We start from the raw sequence: 18,740 nt of genomic DNA, 5'->3' as shown, positions 1-18,740 counted from the left end.
CCCGCACTCCGCGTGCGCGACGGCCGGCCGGTGTCCGCGGGGCTACTTGCGGTTGTACAGCCGCATCGTGACCGGCCCGAAGACCGCGACGAAGAGACCCGCCCAGCCCAGTGACCAGGCCACCTCGTCGGCCGGCCAGTCACCGGCCATCAGCCCGCGCACCGCCGAGGCCAGATGCGTGATGGGGCTGTTGTTGACGAACGCCTGCAGCCAGCCCGGCATGGTGCTGGGGTTGACGAACACGTTGGACAGGAACGTGAGCGGGAAGATCACCATCATGCTGACGCCCATCACCGACTTCTCGGTGCGCAGCAGGAGCCCGAACATCGTCCAGATCCACGAGAACGCGAACGAGAACAGCACCAGCAGGGCGATCCCGGCGAGCACGCCCGCCGGCCCGCCGTCCGGGCGGTAGCCGAGGATCATGCCGACGGTGAGCATCACGATCGAGGCGATCGTGTACCGCAGGGCGTCCCCGAGCAGGTAGCCGACCATCGTCGAGGGCCGCCAGATCGGCAGGCTGCGGAACCGGTCGAAGACGCCCTTCTCGATGTCGGTGTTGACCGAGACGCCCGTGTACATCGTGATCATCACGACGGACATCACGAGGATGCCCGGCAGCAGGAACTGGATGTACTCCTCCGGTGAGCCGGCCAGCGCCCCGCCGAACAGGTACGTGTACATCAGCACCATCATGATCGGGAACGCTGTGACGTCGAAGAGCTGCTCCGGCACGTGCTTGATCTTGAGGATGGCCCGCCAGCCGAAGGTCATCGAGGCCGACCAGGCGCTGGGGCGCGGCGGCCGCTCCTTGGAGATGAGCAGCGCGGCGAGGGACTCGGCGCTGACCGGGGCGAGTTCCTTGCTCTCGGTGGTCGTCGCGGTGCTCATGCCGCCACCTCGTCCTTCGGGTCGTCGGAGCGGTCGGAGGAGTCGTGCGTGTCGTGCCCGGTGAGGGCGAGGAACACCTCGTCCAGGCTGGGCTGGCCCAGCGAGAAGTTGTCGACGGTGATCCCGGCGCGGGCCAGCTCGCCCAGGGCCCGGGAGGCCTGCGCGGCGGCGGAGTCGTCGCCGGCCGCGGTGAGCCGGGCGGTCAGGGCCACCGGGTCGGGCTCCGGCTGGACCCGCGCGCCCAGGGTGCGGCGCAGCAGGTCGCCCGCGAGGTCCCGTTGGTCCGGGTCCCGTAGCCGCAGATGGACCGATCCCGCGCCGACGGACGACTTCAGCTCGCCCTTGGTGCCCTCGGCGATCACCCGCCCGCGGTCGATGACGGCGATCCGGGACGCCAGCTGGTCGGCCTCGTCCAGATACTGCGTGGTCAGCAGCACGGTCGTGCCCTGGGCGACGACCGCCCGCACGATGTCCCACACCTGGTTGCGGCTGCGCGGATCCAGGCCGGTCGTGGGCTCGTCGAGGAACAGCAGGTCGGGGGTGTTGAGGATGGACGCGGCGATGTCGATGCGGCGCCGCATGCCGCCCGAGTAGTGCTTGACCTGCTTGGCGGCTGCCTCCGTCAGCCCGAAGGCCTCCAGCAGCTGTGCCGCGCGGTCCCGGGCGGCCCGCTTGTGGTGGCCGAGGAGCCGGGCCAGCAGGACCAGGTTCTCCGTGCCGGTCAGGTCCTCGTCGACGGAGGCGTACTGGCCGGTGAGGCTGACCCGGCCGCGCACCTCGTCGGCCTCGCGGACGATGTCGTGACCGAAGACATGGGCCTGGCCCCCGTCCGGACGCAGCAGGGTGGCGAGCATCTTCACGGTGGTGGTCTTGCCGGCGCCGTTCGGGCCGAGGACGCCGTAGACCGTGCCGGCCGGCACGGACAGGTCCACTCCGTCGACGGCCCGGGTCGCGCCGAACGTCTTCACCAGGCCGGCGGTCTCGATCGCCAGGCCGGACGTCTGCGTGCTCATGCTTCGGGTCCTTCCGCGTACGGGGGCTACGCATGGAGAGACCTTCACCGTCGCCCAAACTCATCGCTCCCGCACATGGATTTCCGCCGCAGCCCGCCCGGGGCCGCGCGGGGAAGGGCCGGCGGGACCCAGGGGGCACCGCCCGGGAACGGATCGGACTCGGCCCGCGAACGGGGGGTACGGTCCCCTTCATGCATGCGATCACGATTCCCGAACCTGGTGGGCCCGAGGCGCTGGTCTGGGACGAGGTCCCCGACCCCGTGCCCGGCGAGGGCGAGGTCCTGGTCGAGGTGACGGCCGGCGCCGTCAACCGGGCCGACATCCTCCAGCGGCAGGGCTTCTACGACCCGCCGCCCGGCGCGGTCCCCTACCCGGGCCTGGAGTGCTCCGGCCGCATCGCCGAGATCGGCCCGGGCGTCTCCGGCTGGAACGTCGGCGACGAGGTGTGCGCGCTGCTCTCCGGCGGCGGTTACGCCGAGAAGGTGGCCGTCCCGGCCGGGCAGCTGCTGCCGGTGCCCGAGGGCGTGGACCTGAAGCAGGCGGCGGCGCTGCCCGAGGTGGTGTGCACCGTCTGGTCCAACGTCTTCATGGTCGCCCACCTGCGCCCCGGCGAGACGCTGCTCGTGCACGGCGGCTCCAGCGGCATCGGCACCATGGCCATCCAGCTGGGCAAGGCCGTCGGCGCCCGGGTGGCGGTCACGGCCGGCACGAAGGAGAAGCTGGAGCGGTGCGCCGAGCTGGGCGCCGACATCCTGGTCGACTACCGCGAGCAGGACTTCGTCGAGGAGGTCAGGAAGGCCACCGACGGGGCCGGTGCCGACGTCATCCTGGACAACATGGGCGCGAAGTACCTGGACCGCAACGTGCGGGCCCTCGCGGTCAACGGCCGGCTCGCGATCATCGGCATGCAGGGCGGGGCGAAGGGCGAGCTGAACATCGGCGCGCTGCTCGCCAAGCGCGCCGCCGTCACCGCGACGTCCCTGCGCGCCCGGCCGGCGCAGGAGAAGGCGGCCATCGTCGCGGCCGTGCGCGAACACGTCTGGCCCCTGTTGGCCGGCGGCCGCGTGTGCCCGGTCGTCGACCGGGAGATCCCGATGCCGGACGCGGCGACGGCCCACCGGGTGGTGGAGGAGAGCGGCCACGTCGGCAAGGTGCTGCTGATCGCGCCGTAGGCGCGGACCGAATGGTGCGCGGGGCGGCTGCCGGCGGGCGGCCGTCCCTACCCCCGCCGCAGCCGCAGCCCGACGAACGCCAGGCCCAGGCCCAGGCCGATCAGCACCAGGCCGCTGCCGAGCGGCAGGATGCGCAGGACCGGGGTGGCGGGACTCTCGGCGGTGGCGGCCTGGCGCACCGGCTCGTCCTCGTCCGCCGGCTCGGGCGGCTCGGGGACGGGCTCGCGGGGCACCTCGGGCGGGACGGTGGCGTCGGTGACGCCCGGCGCCTCCGAGGCGGCCTCGGGACGCCCCGGGCGTTCCCGCCCCTGCCCGGCCCGGCTTCCCGCCCGCGAGGGCTCGGCGGAGCCGGACGGGACGGGCGGGACGGTGGGGGACGCGACGGCGTCCTCGTCGTCAGGGGCGAGGACGGCGGCGTGGGACGGAGCGGCGCCGTACGGTGCGGCGACCGCGCCCGCCCCCAGGGCGAGTGCCAGTACCGCCGCCCGCAGGGCGCGTTGCCATGGAGTCACGGGGGTGACCCCCTCCCGCCGTGCCCCGGTGGGGCAGAACGGCATGTCGGGTCATGTTCAGGCAATCAGCCTCACACCGCTCCCGGGGACCGGCACTCCGGATTCGGCCGACGGGCGGAACCGGGCGGCGGGCCCGTCGGGAACCGGCTGCTGCGCCTCACCCGGGAGAGGGAACCGTCGGTGGCGGGGCAACCCGCGCCGTGCGTCGTCCGTCTTCCCGCCGGACGGTGGATCAGCTGCCCGCGGGGGCACCACGAAGGGGAGGTGCAGGCGTGCGAGAGAATGGCGGCATGGAGATGCCGAGGAACGAAAGGTCGCCGGAGAACCCGCAGATCCTGGTCGTGGGCCAGGACGGCATGGCGCTCAGCGGCGGCGGCGGGGACGAGGACTCCCGCGAGACCCCGGTCACGGAGCAGGTCGAGCAGCCGGCGAAGGTCATGCGCATCGGCAGCATGATCAAGCAGCTGCTCGAGGAAGTGCGCGTGGCTCCCCTCGACGAGGCCAGCCGGGTCCGGCTCAAGGAGATCCACGCCAGCTCGGTGAAGGAGCTGGAGGACGGCCTGGCGCCCGAGCTGGTGGAGGAGCTGGAGCGGCTCTCCCTGCCGTTCACGGACGAGGCCACGCCCAGCGACGCGGAGCTGCGCATCGCGCAGGCGCAGTTGGTGGGCTGGCTGGAGGGGCTGTTCCACGGGATCCAGACGACGCTGTTCGCCCAGCAGATGGCGGCCCGCGCCCAGCTGGAGCAGATGCGCCGGGCCCTCCCGCCGGGCGTCGGCGGCCACGAAGGGCTCGACGAGCAGCAGCCCGGCGGCCGTTCGGGCGGCCCGTACCTGTAGCCGGCGGCGATCCCCGTCCACGACAAGGGCCCGGCGGCTTCCGCCACCGGGCCCTTCCTCATGTCGGACCGTCAGGACGGGGGGTTGCCCGTCGAGACGTTGAGCACGATCGTCGGCATGTCCTTGGGGTCGACGTCGGTGCCCTTGGACGGGAACTGGTTCATGACCGTGCCCTCGCCGTAGGTGTTCTCGTCGACCTTCTCGGTGCTGACCTGCCAGCCGGCCGCCTGGGCGCAGGCCTTGACGGACTGGATGTCCTTGAACTTGAAGCTCGGGATCTCGATCTTCTCGGGGTCGTTGTAGGACTCCTGCGGCTCCGTGCACTCCTCGGTCTCGATCGTCCTCGAGCGGTCCGGGCCGCGGTAGCCGGGCTTCTTCTGCGCCGAGGCCGACGTGCTGGGGGTGCCACCGCCCTTGTCCTCCTTGCCGCCGCCGTTCACCAGCAGCGCCGTGACCAGGCCGCCGACGGCGAGCAGGGCCACGACCACCGCGCCGACGATCACCGGCTTGCTGCCCTTGCCGCCGCCCTGCGCGCCGGACGGCGACTGCGGGGAGAGGGTGTAGGGCGGCGGGGTCGACGGGCCGGGCTGCGGGGCGTAGCCGGCCGGGGTGGGCGCCTGGTAGCCGCCCTGCTGCGGGTAGCCGTACGCCGGGGCCGGGGTGCCGTACGGGTTCGGGGGCGGGGTCGGCTGGTACGGCGTCTGCACCTGGCCCGAGGGGGCCGGGTGCGTCTGGTCGACCGGCGGGAACACCGCCGAGCCGACGCCCGAACCGCTCGGCGCCTGCGTGCCCGGCACGATGCTCGGCGGCGCGGCCTGGAAGGAGGCCGCCACCCGCAGGCACTCGTCGCGCATGGCCTCGGCGCTGGGGAAGCGCTCGTTCGGGTTCTTCTTCAGCGCCCGGGAGATCAGCGCGTCCACCGCCGGCGGCAGCGCGCGGTTGATCGAGGAGGCGACCGGCGGCTCCTCCTGCACGTGCGCGTAGGCGATGGCCAGCGGTGAGTCCGCCTCGAACGGCAGCCGCCCGGTGACGAGCTGGAAGAGCATGATGCCGACCGAGTACAGGTCGGAACGGGCGTCCACACCGCGGCCGAGGGCCTGTTCGGGGGAGAGGTACTGCGGGGTGCCGACGACCATGCCGGTCTGCGTCATCGACGTCACGCCGGACTGCATGGCGCGGGCGATGCCGAAGTCCATGACCTTGACGACGCCGCGCTTGGTCATCATCACGTTGCCCGGCTTGATGTCCCGGTGGACCAGGCCCATCTCGTGGCTGATCTCCAGCGCGGCCAGCACGTCACCGGTGATCTTCAGCGCCTTGTCGGCCGGCATCGCGCCCTGCCGGCGCACGTCCTCGTCGAGCACGGAGCCGAGCGGGCGGCCCTCCACGTACTCCATGACGATGTAGGGCGTCGTCATGCCGTCGACGGTGTCCTCGCCGGTGTCGAAGACCGAGACGATGTTGGTGTGCGTGAGCTTGGCCACGGACTGGGCCTCGCGGCGGAACCGCTCGCGGAACGCCTGCTCCCGGCCGAGGTCGGTGTGCAGGGTCTTGATCGCGACCTGCCGGTCGAGCACGCTGTCGTAGGCGAGGTGGACCGAGGCCATGCCGCCCTGACCGAGCAGGTCGCGCAGCTGATAGCGGCCACCGGCGAGCGCCCGCCCCGTGTACTGGCCCTGTGCGCCGTCCTGGCTCATGTTCCCTGTCCCCCGTAGCCCCCGCAGGCGCCGCCGACCTGTCGCTGGTCCGTCGTGATCCACACCGTCATTCCCGGCCAAGTCTGCCCCAGGGCACCGACACGTCAAGCTCGGTGCCCGTTCCGTGACCGTACGCGCAAGAAGCGTCGCGGAAGCGTTACCGGGGGCGTGCGGCCCTCCACGGAATTTGCACGACAGTGCGGAGTGAAGGTTTCATGACCGGTCCGTCTCGTGCCCGTCCCGGGCACCCGTCTCGCACCTCGGGCTTGCGCGGAGGCTGTAGCGTGGCCGACGGAGACCGTAACAACACCGCGCGCACCGCGGGCAGAAACGACGGCGAGGACTGATGGCACAGCAGCAGCGCGCTCAGGGCCCGTCCGACCCCGAGGCGACTGGCGGCGGCATGTCGGACGCGCCGGACAACTGGGGCAACGGCGGGCTCGTCGGGGACGGCCGGTACCGGCTGACCCACAGGCTCGGCCGGGGCGGCATGGCCGAGGTGTTCGCTGCCGAGGACGTCCGGCTCGGGCGCACGGTCGCCGTCAAGCTGCTGCGCGCGGACCTCGCCGAGGACCCCGTGTCCAAGGCCCGCTTCACGCGCGAGGCGCAGTCGGTCGCCGGCCTCAACCACCATGCGATCGTCGCCGTGTACGACTCCGGCGAGGACGTCGTCGGCGGTCAGTCCGTGCCGTACATCGTGATGGAGCTGGTCGAGGGCCGCACCATCCGCGACCTGCTGCTCAACGCCGAGGCGCCCGGGCCCGAGCAGGCGCTGATCATCGTCTCCGGGGTCCTGGAGGCGCTCGCCTACTCGCACCAGCACGGGATCGTGCACCGCGACATCAAGCCCGCCAACGTCATCATCACGCACAACGGCGCCGTGAAGGTGATGGACTTCGGCATCGCCCGCGCCCTGCACGGCGCGTCCACGACGATGACGCAGACCGGCATGGTGATGGGCACCCCGCAGTACCTGTCCCCGGAGCAGGCCCTCGGCAAGGCCGTCGACCACCGTTCCGACCTGTACGCGACCGGCTGCCTGCTCTACGAACTCCTCGCGCTGCGCCCGCCGTTCACCGGTGAGACCCCGCTGTCGGTGGTCTACCAGCACGTCCAGGACATCCCGACCCCGCCCTCCGAGGCCGCCGACGCCTGCCCGCCGGAGCTGGACGGCCTCGTCATGCGCTCGCTGGCCAAGGAGCCCGACGACCGCTTCCAGACGGCCGAGGAGATGCGCGGCCTGGTCCAGTACGCGCTGCAGATGCTGTACGACCAGGGCGGCCACACCGGCACCTGGAACACGGGGCCCGTCGTCATGCACGAGGGCCGCAACACCCCCTCGGGCGGCTTCGCGCAGACGGCCGTGATGGGCCACCCGGGGGACGCCTCGGGCACCACCCAGATCCCCTCGCCGATCCTGCCGGCCGGCTACGGCGGCGGGGACGACGGCGGTTTCGAGGGCCACGGCAACAAGGGCAGCGGCCGCGGCAAGCTGTGGATCCTCGCCGTCCTCGCGGTCATCGCCGTCGCCGCGGGCGTGGCCCTGGCGCTGCAGAACACCGGCGGCGACAAGGAGGAGCCGGGCAAGAAGCAGTCGCCGACCTCGTCGCAGACCACGGAGGACAAGCAGCCCAGCAAGAAGCCGAGCGACGAGCCGACGGACGATCCGACCGGCAGCACCTCCGACGGCGGTACCGGAACGGGCAGCGGCAACGGCGACTGGACCCCGTCGTACACGCCCTCCTACACGCCGTCCCAGAGCGCGCCGCAGTCGCCCACGGGGCGGCCGTCGAATCCGCCGACCACCGCGGAGCCCACCGGCGAGCCCACGGGCGGCGGCGAGCCCACCGACCCGGAGACGCCGCCGGACGACACGGGCGGCACCGACGCGGGCGGCACCACCGACGGTGCCGCGGGCGGCCCCGGCGGCGAGACCGGCGGCTGATCCGGCCGAAAGGCGGCGGCTGATCCGGCTGCCGGCGACGACACCCTCCACGCGCGCGTGGGGCCCGGGAACGGGCCCCACGCGCGCGTGCCGTTTCACCGCGCCCGGAAGTTGGCTCTTCCCGTGACCTGGGTCACCGGGTTAACGTGCGGTAGCTCCGGCCTCCTGCAAGGCTGTGACCAGGGCCCCTTCCACCCCTTTCCGATTTACTTGGATATCCAAGCAAAATCGCAGGTCAGGAGGGGTTTCACAGAAATGTGGCGCACTGGGTAACGTGCTTTCTGCAGGGCGCTCGCCGGGGCACCTGTCACGCCTGCCCCCGGCTGAGCGGCACCCACCCCGTGCCCGTGGCCGAGAGCAGGTGAGCCGCTCCCCCACGCTCCAAGCGAGCAGGGGGGACCCCCAGGCCCACCGGCAACCCCGGGAGCCGGACCGACGGAGGAGCACACGTGACCGTGGAGAGCACTGCCGCGCGCACACCGCGACGCAGCGCCGGAAGCAAGGCCGGCACCACCGGCACCAAGCGCACCACCCGCACCACCGCCAAGAAGGACGCGGCCGCCACGGGCGGCGAACCGCAGCTCGTGCAGCTGCTGACGCCCGAGGGCGAGCGGGTCAAGAACGCGGAGTTCGACAAGTACGTCGCCGGTGTCACCGCCGAGGAGCTGCGCGGCCTCTACCGCGACATGGTGCTCACCCGCCGCTTCGACGCCGAGGCCACCGCCCTGCAGCGCCAGGGCGAGCTGGGCCTGTGGGCCTCGCTGCTCGGCCAGGAGGCCGCCCAGATCGGCTCCGGCCGTGCCCTGCGCGACGACGACTACGTCTTCCCGACCTACCGCGAGCACGGCGTGGCCTGGTGCCGCGGGGTGGACCCGACCAACCTGCTCGGCATGTTCCGCGGGGTGAACAACGGCGGCTGGGACCCCAACGGCAACAACTTCCACCTCTACACGATCGTCATCGGCTCCCAGACGCTGCACGCCACCGGCTACGCGATGGGCGTCGCCAAGGACGGCACGGACAGCGCGGTGATCGCCTACTTCGGCGACGGCGCCTCCAGCCAGGGCGACGTGGCCGAGTCGTTCACCTTCTCCGCGGTCTACAACGCCCCGGTCGTGTTCTTCTGCCAGAACAACCAGTGGGCCATCTCCGAGCCGACCGAGAAGCAGTCCCGCGTGCCGATCTACCAGCGCGCCCAGGGCTTCGGCTTCCCCGGCGTCCGGGTCGACGGCAACGACGTGCTCGGCTGCCTCGCGGTCACCCGCTGGGCGCTGGAGCGGGCGCGCAGCGGCGAGGGCCCGACCCTCGTCGAGGCGTTCACGTACCGCATGGGCGCCCACACCACCTCCGACGACCCGACCCGCTACCGGGGCGACGAGGAGCGCCAGGCCTGGGAGGCCAAGGACCCGATCCTGCGCCTGCGCCGCTACCTGGAGTCCTCGAACCACGCGGACGAGGGATTCTTCGCGGAACTGGAGACCGAGTCCGAGGCGTTGGGCAGGCGAGTGCGCGAGGCGGTCCGTGCCATGCCGGACCCGGACCACTTCGCGATCTTCGAGAACGTCTACGCGGACGGACACGCGCTGGTCGACGAGGAGCGCGCCCAGTTCGCCGCATACCAGGCGTCCTTCGCCGACCAGGGGGGTAACTGAGATGGCCGAGAAGATGGCACTGGCCAAGGCGATCAACGAGTCGCTGCGCCGCGCCCTGGAGTCCGACCCCAAGGTCCTGATCATGGGTGAGGACGTCGGCAAGCTGGGCGGCGTGTTCCGCGTGACGGACGGCCTGCAGAAGGACTTCGGCGAGAGCCGCGTCATCGACACCCCGCTCGCCGAGTCGGGCATCGTCGGCACCGCGGTCGGCCTGGCACTGCGCGGCTACCGCCCGGTGGTGGAGATCCAGTTCGACGGCTTCGTCTTCCCGGCGTACGACCAGATCGTCACGCAGCTCGCGAAGATGCACGCCCGCTCGCTGGGCAAGGTCAAGATGCCCGTCGTCGTGCGCATCCCCTACGGCGGCGGCATCGGCGCGGTCGAGCACCACTCGGAGTCCCCCGAGTCGCTGTTCGCCCACGTGGCGGGCCTGAAGGTGGTCAGCCCGTCGAACGCCTCGGACGCGTACTGGATGATGCAGCAGGCCATCCAGAGCGACGACCCGGTGATCTTCTTCGAGCCCAAGCGCCGCTACTGGGACAAGGGCGAGGTCAACACGGAGGCCATCCCGGGCCCCCTGCACAAGGCCCAGGTGGTCCGCGAGGGAACCGACCTGACCCTGGCCGCCTACGGCCCGATGGTGAAGCTCTGCCAGGAGGCCGCCGACGCGGCCGCCGAGGAGGGCCGGAACCTGGAGGTCCTCGACCTGCGCTCGATCTCCCCGGTCGACTTCGACTCGATCCAGGCGTCGGTGGAGAAGACCCGCCGCCTGGTCGTGGTCCACGAGGCGCCGGTGTTCTTCGGCTCGGGCGCGGAGATCGCCGCCCGGATCACGGAGCGCTGCTTCTACCACCTGGAGGCCCCGGTGCTCCGGGTCGGCGGCTACCACGCCCCGTACCCGCCGGCCCGCCTGGAGGAGGAGTACCTGCCGAACCTGGACCGGGTGCTGGATGCCGTCGACCGCTCGCTGGCGTACTGAGGAGAGGGTCGTGACGACGATGACGGAAGCGTCCGTGCGCGAGTTCCAGATGCCCGACGTGGGCGAGGGGCTCACGGAGGCGGAGATCCTCAAGTGGTACGTCCAGCCCGGTGACACGGTCACCGACGGGCAGGTCGTGTGCGAGGTCGAGACGGCGAAGGCGGCCGTCGAGCTGCCCATCCCCTACGACGGCGTGGTGCGGGAGCTGCACTTCCCGGAGGGCACGACGGTCGACGTGGGCACGTCGATCATCGCCGTGGACGTGAGCGGCGGTGCCGCGCCCGCCGCCGAGCAGCCGGCCGCCGAGGAACCCGCCGCACCGCCCCGGGCCGCCCAGCCGGCCGAGGAGCCGAAGGCCGAGGGCTCGGGCCGCCAGCCGGTCCTGGTCGGCTACGGGGTGGCGACCTCCTCCACCCGCCGCCGGCCCCGCAAGGCCCAGCAGGCCCCGGCCCGGCCGGCCGCCACGGCACCGCAGTCCGAGCTGAACGGCCACGCCCCGGCGCCCGTCCCGGCCCCTGCGCCCGCCCCGGCGACCGCCCCCGCGGGCGGGGACCGGCCGCTGGCCAAGCCCCCGGTGCGCAAGCTCGCCAAGGACCTGGGCGTCGACCTGACGACGGTCACGCCGACGGGTCCGGACGGCATCATCACGCGTGAGGACGTGCACGCGGCGGTCGCCGCCGCCACCGCCGAGGCTCCCGCGCCGGCCGCCCCGGCTCCGGCCGCGGCCGCCCCGGCCCCGGCCTCGTACGACACCTCGCGCGAGACGCGCGTCCCGGTCAAGGGCGTGCGCAAGGCCACGGCGGCCGCGATGGTCGGCTCGGCGTTCACCGCGCCGCACGTCACCGAGTTCGTCACGGTCGACGTGACGCGCACGATGAAGCTGGTCGAGGAGCTGAAGCAGGACAAGGAGTTCGCGGGCCTGCGCGTGAACCCGCTCCTGCTGATCGCCAAGGCGCTGCTGGTCGCGATCAAGCGCAACCCGGAGATCAACGCGTCCTGGGACGAGGCCGCTCAGGAGATCGTGGTCAAGCACTACGTGAACCTGGGCATCGCGGCCGCGACCCCGCGCGGCCTGATCGTGCCGAACATCAAGGACGCCCACGCCAAGACGCTGCCGCAGCTGGCCGAGTCGCTGGGCGAGCTGGTCGGGACGGCGCGGGAGGGCAGGACGTCCCCGTCGGCCATGCAGGGCGGCACGGTGACGATCACCAACGTCGGCGTCTTCGGCGTCGACACGGGCACGCCGATCCTGAACCCGGGCGAGTCCGCGATCCTCGCGGTCGGTGCGATCAAGCCGCAGCCCTGGGTGCACAAGGGCAAGGTGAAGCCCCGTCAGGTGACCACGCTGGCTCTGTCGTTCGACCACCGCCTGGTCGACGGCGAGCTGGGCTCGAAAGTCCTGGCCGACGTGGCCGCGGTCCTGGAGCAGCCCAAGCGCCTGATCACCTGGGCCTGACCCATATGAGGAAGGGGGCTCGCCACCGGCTGTGGCGAGCCCCCTTCCTCGTGCCCTGTCCTCGGGCGGGTCCTACTTGGTGAAGCCGTAGTTCAGCAGCTTCGTCGCGTCCGTCTGGCGCGTGGTCGCGTTGGTCGAGGCGAGGACCGTGCCGATGACCGTCTTGCCGCTGCGCGTCGCCGCGAAGACCAGGCAGTACTTGGCCTCCGGGCCGGAGCCCGTCTTCACGCCGATCGCGCCGCTGTAGCTGCCGAGCAGCGGGTTGGTGTTCGTCCACGGCGCCATGGTCCGCGTGCCGCCGGACCTGGTGGTCGTCTTCGCCGTGTACTTCTTCGTCTTGACGACCGTGCGGAACGTGGAGTTCTTCATCGCGGCGCTGGCGAGCTTCGTCAGGTCGCGCGGCGTGGAGTAGTTGCTGCCCCTGCCGATGCCGTCGAACGAGTCGAAGTGGGTGTTCTTCAGACCCAGGTTCTTGGCCGTGGTGTTCATCTTGCCGATGAACGACTGCACGCGCTTGGCCCGCGTGGAGCCGGTGCCGTACTTGTCGGCCAGCGCGTACGCGGCGTCGCAGCCGGACGGCAGCATCAGCCCGTACAGCAGCTGGCGGACGGTGACCTTGTCGCCGACGATCAGCTTGGCGTTGGACGCCCAGTTGTTCTCGACGATGTAGTCGCTGTACGCCTTCTGGACCGTGACCTTGCTGTCCAGGTTGAGGTTCGACTGCTTCAGCACCACCAGGGCGGTCATGATCTTGGTGGTCGAGCCGGTCGAGCGGCGGGTGTCGGCCGCCTTGGTGTAGAGCGACTTGCCGGTCGCGTTGTTCATCACGTAGCCGCCCTTGGCGGCGATGGAGGGCGCCGAGCCCGCGGCGTGCGCCGGCGCGACGGTGAGCGCACCGGTCGCGAGCATGGCGCCGGTGGTCACCGTGACGGCCGCGGCTCTGCGCAGACGAGTGCCCATAATGCCGGTTATCAAGTCAAGTACCCCGATTACGTCGAATGCCCCATCGGTGCGGCCGAGTTGAGGACGAGGGCAAAGGGGCCGCACGTGTCTGACTCGTAACTAGCACAGGAGGTTGCGCTGTTGGCGGGAGGGGTCCCTGCTTTGCCACGGATGTGTGACATCCGGGTCCGCATACTGGACGGATACATCCATGCACACCTGATGTATCTATCCTGTTCGTATGACTGTGGCCGTGAAGCAACCCCCCGCCGCCGACCGTGTCTACGCCCACGTCAAACAGGCCGTCCTCGAGCGCCGGTACGAAGGCGGGACCCTCCTCACCGAGGGCGAGCTCGCCGAGGCCGTCGGGGTGTCGCGCACGCCGGTGCGCGAGGCGCTGCTCCGGCTGGAGGTCGAGGGGCTGATCCGGCTCTACCCCAAGAAGGGCGCCCTCGTCCTGCCCGTCTCCGCGCAGGAGATCGCCGACGTGGTGGAGACCCGGCTGCTCGTCGAGGAGCACGCGGCGCGCAAGGCCGTCCCCGCGCCCCACGGACTCATCGAGCGCCTGGAGGAGCTGCTGGCCCGGCAGAAGAAGCAGGCCGCCGCCGGTGACTTCGCGGGCGCCGCCGTCACCGACCGCTGCTTCCACGCCGAGATCGTCCGCAGCGGCGGCAACGAGATCCTCTCCCGCCTCTACGACCAGCTGCGCGACCGCCAGCTGCGCATGGGCGTCGCCGTCATGCACTCCCACCCCGACCGCATCGCCAAGACCCTCGCCGAGCACGAGGAGATCCTCGACGCCCTGCGCGCCGGGGACGCCGAGGCGGCCGTCGGTGTCGTCCACCGGCACGTCGGCTGGTTCTCCCACCTGGCCCGCGGGGAGGTCCGATGAGCTCGGCCGCGCTGCCGGAGGATCCCCCGGGCGGCCGCCGGGCCGTGGCCGTCTGGGGCGTCGGCGTCTCGGTCTACTTCGTCGCGGTCATCTTCCGCACGTCCCTGGGCGTCGCCGGCCTCGACGCCGCCGACCGCTTCCACGTCAACGCCTCCGCGCTGTCCACCTTCTCCATCCTGCAGCTGCTGGTCTACGCGGGCATGCAGATACCCGTCGGGCTGCTCGTGGACCGGCTCGGCACCAAGAAGGTGCTGGCGCTGGGCGCGGTGCTGTTCACCGCCGGGCAGCTCGGCTTCGCGTTCTCCCCCTCCTACGGCATGGCCCTGGCGTCCCGGGCCCTGCTCGGCTGCGGTGACGCGCTGACGTTCATCAGCGTGCTGCGCCTGGGCAGCCGCTGGTTCCCCGCCCGGCGCGGGCCCCTCGTCGCCCAGTTCGCGGGACTGATCGGCATGGCCGGCAACCTGGTCTCCACCCTCGTGCTGGCCCGGCTGCTGCACGGCGTCGGCTGGACGGCCGCCTTCGCGGGCAGCGCCGCCGCCGGGGCCGTGGTCTTCGTCCTCGTGGTGCTGTTCCTCAAGGACCACCCCGAGGGCCACGCGTCCCCGCCCGTCCCGCACCAGGGCGCCGCCTACGTGCGGCGGCAGATCGCCGCGGCCTGGCGGGAGCCGGGGACCCGGCTGGGACTGTGGGTGCACTTCACCACCCAGTTCCCCGCGATGGTCTTCCTGCTGCTGTGGGGCCTGCCCTTCCTCGTCGAGGCCCAGGGCCTGACCCGGGCCACGGCCGGTGAACTGCTGACCCTGGTCGTGCTGTCCAACATGGTCGTCGGCCTCGTCTACGGCCAGGTCGTCGCCCGGCACCACGAGGCGCGGCTGCCGCTCGCGCTCGGCACGGTCGCGGCCACGGCCGTCCTGTGGGCGGCGACCCTCGCCCACCCGGGCGCCCACGCCCCCATGTGGCTGCTGATCGTCCTGTGCACGGTCCTGGGCGCCTGCGGACCCGCCTCCATGATCGGCTTCGACTTCGCCCGCCCGGCCAACCCGCCCGAACGGCAGGGCACCGCCTCCGGCATCACCAACATGGGCGGCTTCGTGGCCTCCATGACCACGCTGTTCGCGATCGGCGCCCTGCTGGACGCCACCGGCGACGACTACCGCATCGCCTTCTCCGTGGTGTTCGTGCTGCAGGCGGCCGGTGTCACCCAGATCCTGCGGCTGCGCGGGCAGGCGGCCCGCCGGGAACGCGAGCGGCTGGTGGCCAGCCGCGTGGAGACGGTGCACGTACCGGCGTAGGCCAGGGCGGTGCGCACGCGCCCGTCCCGGGCGCCGGCGGGCTCAGGCCGCGGTGCGCACCGGGACGAGCGTGAGGTACGCCAGGCCCAGGACGCCGCGGTAGGTCAGCCAGGCGGCCCGGTGCCGGTCCGCCTGGCGCCGGATCTCCCCGGCCTCGGGGTGCGAGGGGTGCGCGGCGAGCCACACCTCGGTGTCCGCGAGGTACGCCGCCTCGAACTCCTCCCACTCGTCCGGGCTCGCGGTCTCCGTCCACTCGGGCCGGAAGCCCGCGGCGATCGCCGCGTCGACCAGACCCGCCAGGTCGGGATGGTCCGCGGCGGTGGCGCCGGGCCACATGCGCGACAACTCGCCGGGGGTCGGGGCGCGCTGCCAGAACCCCTCGCCGAGCAGGACCCGTCCGTCGTCGGTGACCAGCCGGCGCAGCTCGGCCAGGGCCTCGGGCAGCCCGCTGCCGAGCGCCTGGCTCGCGCCGACGCACAGCACGAGGTCGGCGGGGCCGCGTGGGGTGCCGGTGGCGGACTCCTCCAGGAAGCGGACCCGGGAGGCGAGTCCGCGCTCCTCGGCGGCCCGCCGCCCCCGGGCCAGGTCCCCGCCGTCGAGATCGACGCCGGTGCCGGTCGCCTCCGGCGCGGCGGCAAGGACACGCAGCATCAACTCGCCCCAGCCGCAGCCGATGTCCAGGACCGTCGCGGGCCCGTGACGGGTCAGGCGCCGCACGAGGGCGTCGGCCCGGCGCTCGGACAACGGGCCGTGGAAGGTGAGGCGGGTACGGCGGGAAGGCGTCATGCCGCGGACGCTACGGCGGGGGCGGCGGAGCGGCACGTGAATTACCGCGCGCCTTCCGGCCGCAGGGGGCAGGGGGTGCCCCGTCCGCCGGTCCGGCCGCACGGGCAGGTGGATTCCGTGCGCTTGCCCGGCCCAGGAGGCAGGTGGGGCCTCGCGCCGGTCCGACCGGGGGCGGCAGGGGGTATGCCACGCGCCGGTCCGGCCGGGGGCTTCCCGTGCGCCGGTCCGGCCGCTGGGGGGCGGAGGGCCCGCGCGGGTCCCCCCGGGCTTACGGCGTCACCGCGAAGTGGCGCAGGATCGCCGCCGTCAGGTCGGGGTCGCCCTCCGTCTTGAGCCGGTCGGTCACCGCCTCCGGCGACACCCGCCCGCAGGCCAGGCGGACGTACGTCTCCCAGTCGAGGGTGAGGGTCGCCGCGGGGCCGAGGGCCGGAGCGGTCTCCAGCGTGCCGCGGCCCTGGATGTCGACCCGGATCGTCCGCAGGAACTCCACCGGCCCGTGCACGTCGATGACGACGGCCGAGCTGCGCGGCGCCTGCGCGTCCTCGGCGACCACGCGCGGGAGTTCCGCGAGCAGCACGTCCCGGGCGACGTGCGCGCCGGGGGAGTCCAGGTTGCCCGGCCGGCCCAGTGCCGTGCGCAGGTCCTGCTCGTGCACCCACACGGCGAACGCGTGCCGCCGCATCGACTCCTCCAGCGTCAGCTCGCTGCCCAGCGGCCCGCGCACCTTGGTGCCCGGGTCACGGGAGTCGTTGCGCAGCTGCCGGTTGCGGCGGATGATCACGTACTCCAGCTCGGAGGTCATCTCCGGTGCCGTGTGGTGGCGGCGGACGTCGACCTGCATCTCCATGTACCGCTGGAGGTCGTTGGTGACGTGGAACAGGTCGCGCGGCAGCGTGTGGATCGGGCGCGGGTCACCGAGCATCTCGCAGTCCAGACCGATGACGTGGGACACCACGTCCCGCACCGACCACCCCGGGCACGGCGTCCGCCGGTTCCATTCGGCCTCCGCGAGCGGCTGGACCAGCTCGGATATCGCTTCGACGGAGTGGGTCCAGGCGTCGGCGTAGGGCTGGAGGGTGGGATGCAGACTCACGGAACGGGACCCCTCGGCGGTCGGTGCACGGGCTGGTGGTGGCGGCGTTGCCAGTGGGAGGTGGCGGCTGTCGGCGGGTGTCTTGCGAGCTAAGTTACGCTGCTGTGGGGCACCCCGGCAGTGCTTTCGTGTGACGATCGTAGGCCCGTGTGGACGGCTCGAATGCCAGGACGGTGGTAGTGTGCGCGCCTCTCTGATCCAGATCGCCGTAGACGAGGGCGAATCGGTCGAATCGCGCCGCCGGCGGGCCGCCGCGATGGTCCGCGACCAGGCCGGCAGCGACCTCGTCGTCCTCCCCGAGCTGTGGACCACCGGGGCCTTCGCCTACGACGCGTTCGCCACCGAGGCCGAACCGCTCGACGGGCCGACCCACGAGGCCATGGCCAAGGCCGCGAGCGACGCGGGCGTCTGGCTGCACGCCGGGTCGATCCCCGAGCGGGACCCCGAGGGCCCCCTCTACAACACCTCCCTCGTCTTCTCGCCGTCCGGCGACCTGGCCGCCGCCTACCGCAAGATCCACCGCTTCGGCTTCGACAAGGGCGAGGCCGTCCTGATGGGCGCGGGGTCGGAGCTGGTGACGGTCCGTCTGCCCGGCACCACCCTGGGCCTGTCCACCTGTTACGACCTGCGCTTCCCCGAACTCTTCCGCGGGCTCGTCGACGCGGGCGCCGAGACGCTCGTGGTGGCGGCGGGCTGGCCGGAGCGCCGCCGCGCCCACTGGACGCTCCTCGCCCAGGCCCGGGCGGTGGAGAACCAGTCGTTCGTCGTCGCGTGCGCAACGGCCGGGACCCACGCCGGAGTTCCCCAGGCCGGTCACTCGATCGTGGTCGACCCGTGGGGCGAGGTGCTGGCCGAGGCCGGCGCCGGCGAGGAGGTCCTCACGGTGGAGTTCGACCCGGGGAAGGTGGCCGCGACCCGGGAGCAGTTCCCGGCGCTGAAGGACCGGATGCTCGGCCTCCCGTCGCCGCTCAGGCCCTGAGACCCCCGGGCCGGCGCGGGGACGCCCCTTCCGCCCCCTCCGCTCAGTTCTCTCAGTCCTCGCGCTCCTTCTCCGCCAGGTGGATCACGCACACCGCCACCGCGATGAGCAACGCCGGGTCCGCGTCCTCCCGGACGACGTCCACGCCGTAGGTGTCCCGCAGGGTCAGCCACCGGCGGGAGATCACCGCCAGCAGTTCCCCGTCGTACTCGACGGCGAACTCCCGGTCGAGGATCTTGCCGCTGACGTCCAGCTCGTTGCCGTCGGCCAGGGCCACCCGGTAGTGGTTGCGCAGCAGGGACAGCCGCTTGCGGCGGATCGTCGCCAGCGGCTCCCCGGCCCGCTGGAGCACCATGGTGTCGCGCAGGGCGAGCATCTTCTGGTGGATGTCGACCAGGACCGTGCCCTGGGCGTCCTTCAGCTCCCAGGTGTCCCGCAGCCGCAGGGCCTTGCCGTCGACGAGGAACACCTTGGAGCCGTGCTCGTCCTCGATCCAGTAGTCGTCACCGAAGCCGAGGAGCCGGTCGTACACGAGGAATCTCATGGGACCAGGGCTTCCCCGCCACCGCCCGGGCGACGCCGCCGCTAGGCCGACGGGCTGAG

General features: G+C 72.4%; 17 protein-coding genes. 9 read left to right on the top strand and 8 right to left on the bottom strand.

All coding sequences use genetic code 11. The features are described 5' to 3' along the window. Positions 1-42 precede the first annotated feature (42 nt). Together ACFYWG_RS25945 and ACFYWG_RS25940 are read right to left on the bottom strand one after the other, a co-directional pair. On the bottom strand, positions 43-891 hold the full coding sequence (locus ACFYWG_RS25945; RefSeq protein WP_389203876.1) for an ABC transporter permease: 849 nt from the start codon (positions 889-891) through the stop codon (positions 43-45). Beyond that, complete coding sequence (locus ACFYWG_RS25940; RefSeq protein WP_389203875.1) at positions 888-1,904, bottom strand: ATP-binding cassette domain-containing protein; 1,017 nt, start codon at positions 1,902-1,904, stop codon at positions 888-890. Before ACFYWG_RS25940 ends, ACFYWG_RS25945 begins: the two co-directional genes overlap by 4 nt. A 191-nt stretch (positions 1,905-2,095) precedes the next feature. Between ACFYWG_RS25940 and ACFYWG_RS25935 the strand changes: the two genes are divergently transcribed. Then, positions 2,096-3,076, top strand: coding sequence for an NAD(P)H-quinone oxidoreductase (locus ACFYWG_RS25935; RefSeq protein WP_385411718.1), 981 nt, complete (start codon positions 2,096-2,098; stop codon positions 3,074-3,076). 47 nt (positions 3,077-3,123) lie between these two features. Here ACFYWG_RS25935 and ACFYWG_RS25930 read toward each other — a convergent pair whose 3' ends face one another. Continuing rightward, a complete protein-coding gene (locus tag ACFYWG_RS25930) occupies positions 3,124-3,588 on the bottom strand; it encodes a hypothetical protein (RefSeq protein ID WP_389203874.1) in 465 nt (154 codons plus the stop codon). Positions 3,589-3,878: 290 nt separating this feature from the next. Here ACFYWG_RS25930 and ACFYWG_RS25925 point away from each other — a divergent pair, with 290 nt between their 5' ends. After that, positions 3,879-4,424 (top strand): bacterial proteasome activator family protein, encoded by a 546-nt coding sequence (locus ACFYWG_RS25925; RefSeq protein WP_376326468.1) that lies wholly within the window; start codon positions 3,879-3,881, stop codon positions 4,422-4,424. 71 nt (positions 4,425-4,495) lie between these two features. Here the strand turns inward: ACFYWG_RS25925 and ACFYWG_RS25920 are convergent, their stop codons facing one another. Then, entirely contained in the window at positions 4,496-6,121 is a 1,626-nt protein-coding gene (locus tag ACFYWG_RS25920; RefSeq protein WP_383504049.1) for a protein kinase, read from the bottom strand. A gap of 346 nt (positions 6,122-6,467) precedes the next feature. Between ACFYWG_RS25920 and ACFYWG_RS25915 the strand changes: the two genes are divergently transcribed. The 4 genes from ACFYWG_RS25915 (at position 6,468) to ACFYWG_RS25900 (ending at position 12,153) form a co-directional block, all read left to right on the top strand. Continuing rightward, positions 6,468-8,066 carry a protein kinase gene (locus ACFYWG_RS25915; RefSeq protein WP_383504048.1) on the top strand — a complete coding sequence of 533 codons (1,599 nt, stop codon included), beginning with the start codon at positions 6,468-6,470 and terminating at the stop codon, positions 8,064-8,066. Positions 8,067-8,515: 449 nt separating this feature from the next. Next, a complete protein-coding gene (pdhA, locus tag ACFYWG_RS25910) occupies positions 8,516-9,718 on the top strand; it encodes a pyruvate dehydrogenase (acetyl-transferring) E1 component subunit alpha (protein WP_376326474.1) in 1,203 nt (400 codons plus the stop codon). A gap of 1 nt (position 9,719) precedes the next feature. Further along, positions 9,720-10,697, top strand: coding sequence for an alpha-ketoacid dehydrogenase subunit beta (locus tag ACFYWG_RS25905; RefSeq protein ID WP_376326476.1), 978 nt, complete (start codon positions 9,720-9,722; stop codon positions 10,695-10,697). 10 nt (positions 10,698-10,707) lie between these two features. After that, a complete protein-coding gene (locus ACFYWG_RS25900) occupies positions 10,708-12,153 on the top strand; it encodes a dihydrolipoamide acetyltransferase family protein (protein ID WP_389203873.1) in 1,446 nt (481 codons plus the stop codon). A 72-nt stretch (positions 12,154-12,225) separates the two neighbouring features. Here the strand turns inward: ACFYWG_RS25900 and ACFYWG_RS25895 are convergent, their stop codons facing one another. Then, the gene (locus tag ACFYWG_RS25895) at positions 12,226-13,113 is read right to left on the bottom strand and encodes a D-alanyl-D-alanine carboxypeptidase family protein (RefSeq protein ID WP_376326478.1); all 888 of its coding nucleotides are present in this window, start codon (positions 13,111-13,113) and stop codon (positions 12,226-12,228) included. A 223-nt stretch (positions 13,114-13,336) separates the two neighbouring features. On the opposite strand from ACFYWG_RS25895, the gene ACFYWG_RS25890 reads away from it, so the two are divergent. Next, positions 13,337-13,987 carry a GntR family transcriptional regulator gene (locus tag ACFYWG_RS25890; protein WP_383505607.1) on the top strand — a complete coding sequence of 217 codons (651 nt, stop codon included), beginning with the start codon at positions 13,337-13,339 and terminating at the stop codon, positions 13,985-13,987. Then, complete coding sequence (locus ACFYWG_RS25885) at positions 13,984-15,279, top strand: nitrate/nitrite transporter (protein ID WP_389203872.1); 1,296 nt, start codon at positions 13,984-13,986, stop codon at positions 15,277-15,279. The genes ACFYWG_RS25890 and ACFYWG_RS25885 overlap by 4 nt, the downstream gene beginning before the upstream one ends. Positions 15,280-15,321: 42 nt before the next feature. On the opposite strand, the gene ACFYWG_RS25880 is transcribed toward ACFYWG_RS25885, so the two are convergent. Both ACFYWG_RS25880 and ACFYWG_RS25875 read right to left on the bottom strand, forming a co-directional pair. Beyond that, positions 15,322-16,065 (bottom strand): SAM-dependent methyltransferase, encoded by a 744-nt coding sequence (locus ACFYWG_RS25880; RefSeq protein ID WP_385411739.1) that lies wholly within the window; start codon positions 16,063-16,065, stop codon positions 15,322-15,324. A 268-nt stretch (positions 16,066-16,333) separates the two neighbouring features. After that, positions 16,334-17,158: a maleylpyruvate isomerase family mycothiol-dependent enzyme gene (locus ACFYWG_RS25875; RefSeq protein WP_383505617.1), complete on the bottom strand. Its 825-nt coding sequence runs from the start codon at positions 17,156-17,158 to the stop codon at positions 16,334-16,336. Between the two features lie 181 nt (positions 17,159-17,339). On the opposite strand from ACFYWG_RS25875, the gene ACFYWG_RS25870 reads away from it, so the two are divergent. Next, a complete protein-coding gene (locus tag ACFYWG_RS25870) occupies positions 17,340-18,137 on the top strand; it encodes a carbon-nitrogen family hydrolase (RefSeq protein WP_389203870.1) in 798 nt (265 codons plus the stop codon). A 52-nt stretch (positions 18,138-18,189) separates the two neighbouring features. On the opposite strand, the gene ACFYWG_RS25865 is transcribed toward ACFYWG_RS25870, so the two are convergent. Further along, the gene (locus tag ACFYWG_RS25865; protein WP_376326489.1) at positions 18,190-18,681 is read right to left on the bottom strand and encodes an LURP-one-related/scramblase family protein; all 492 of its coding nucleotides are present in this window, start codon (positions 18,679-18,681) and stop codon (positions 18,190-18,192) included. Between the last annotated feature and the right edge of the window lie 59 nt (positions 18,682-18,740).

The organism is Streptomyces sp. NPDC003456, from assembly GCF_042878735.1.
Classification (GTDB): domain Bacteria; phylum Actinomycetota; class Actinomycetes; order Streptomycetales; family Streptomycetaceae; genus Streptomyces.
Note: the sequence above shows the minus strand (reverse complement) of the source record. Positions and strands in the feature narration are given on the sequence as shown.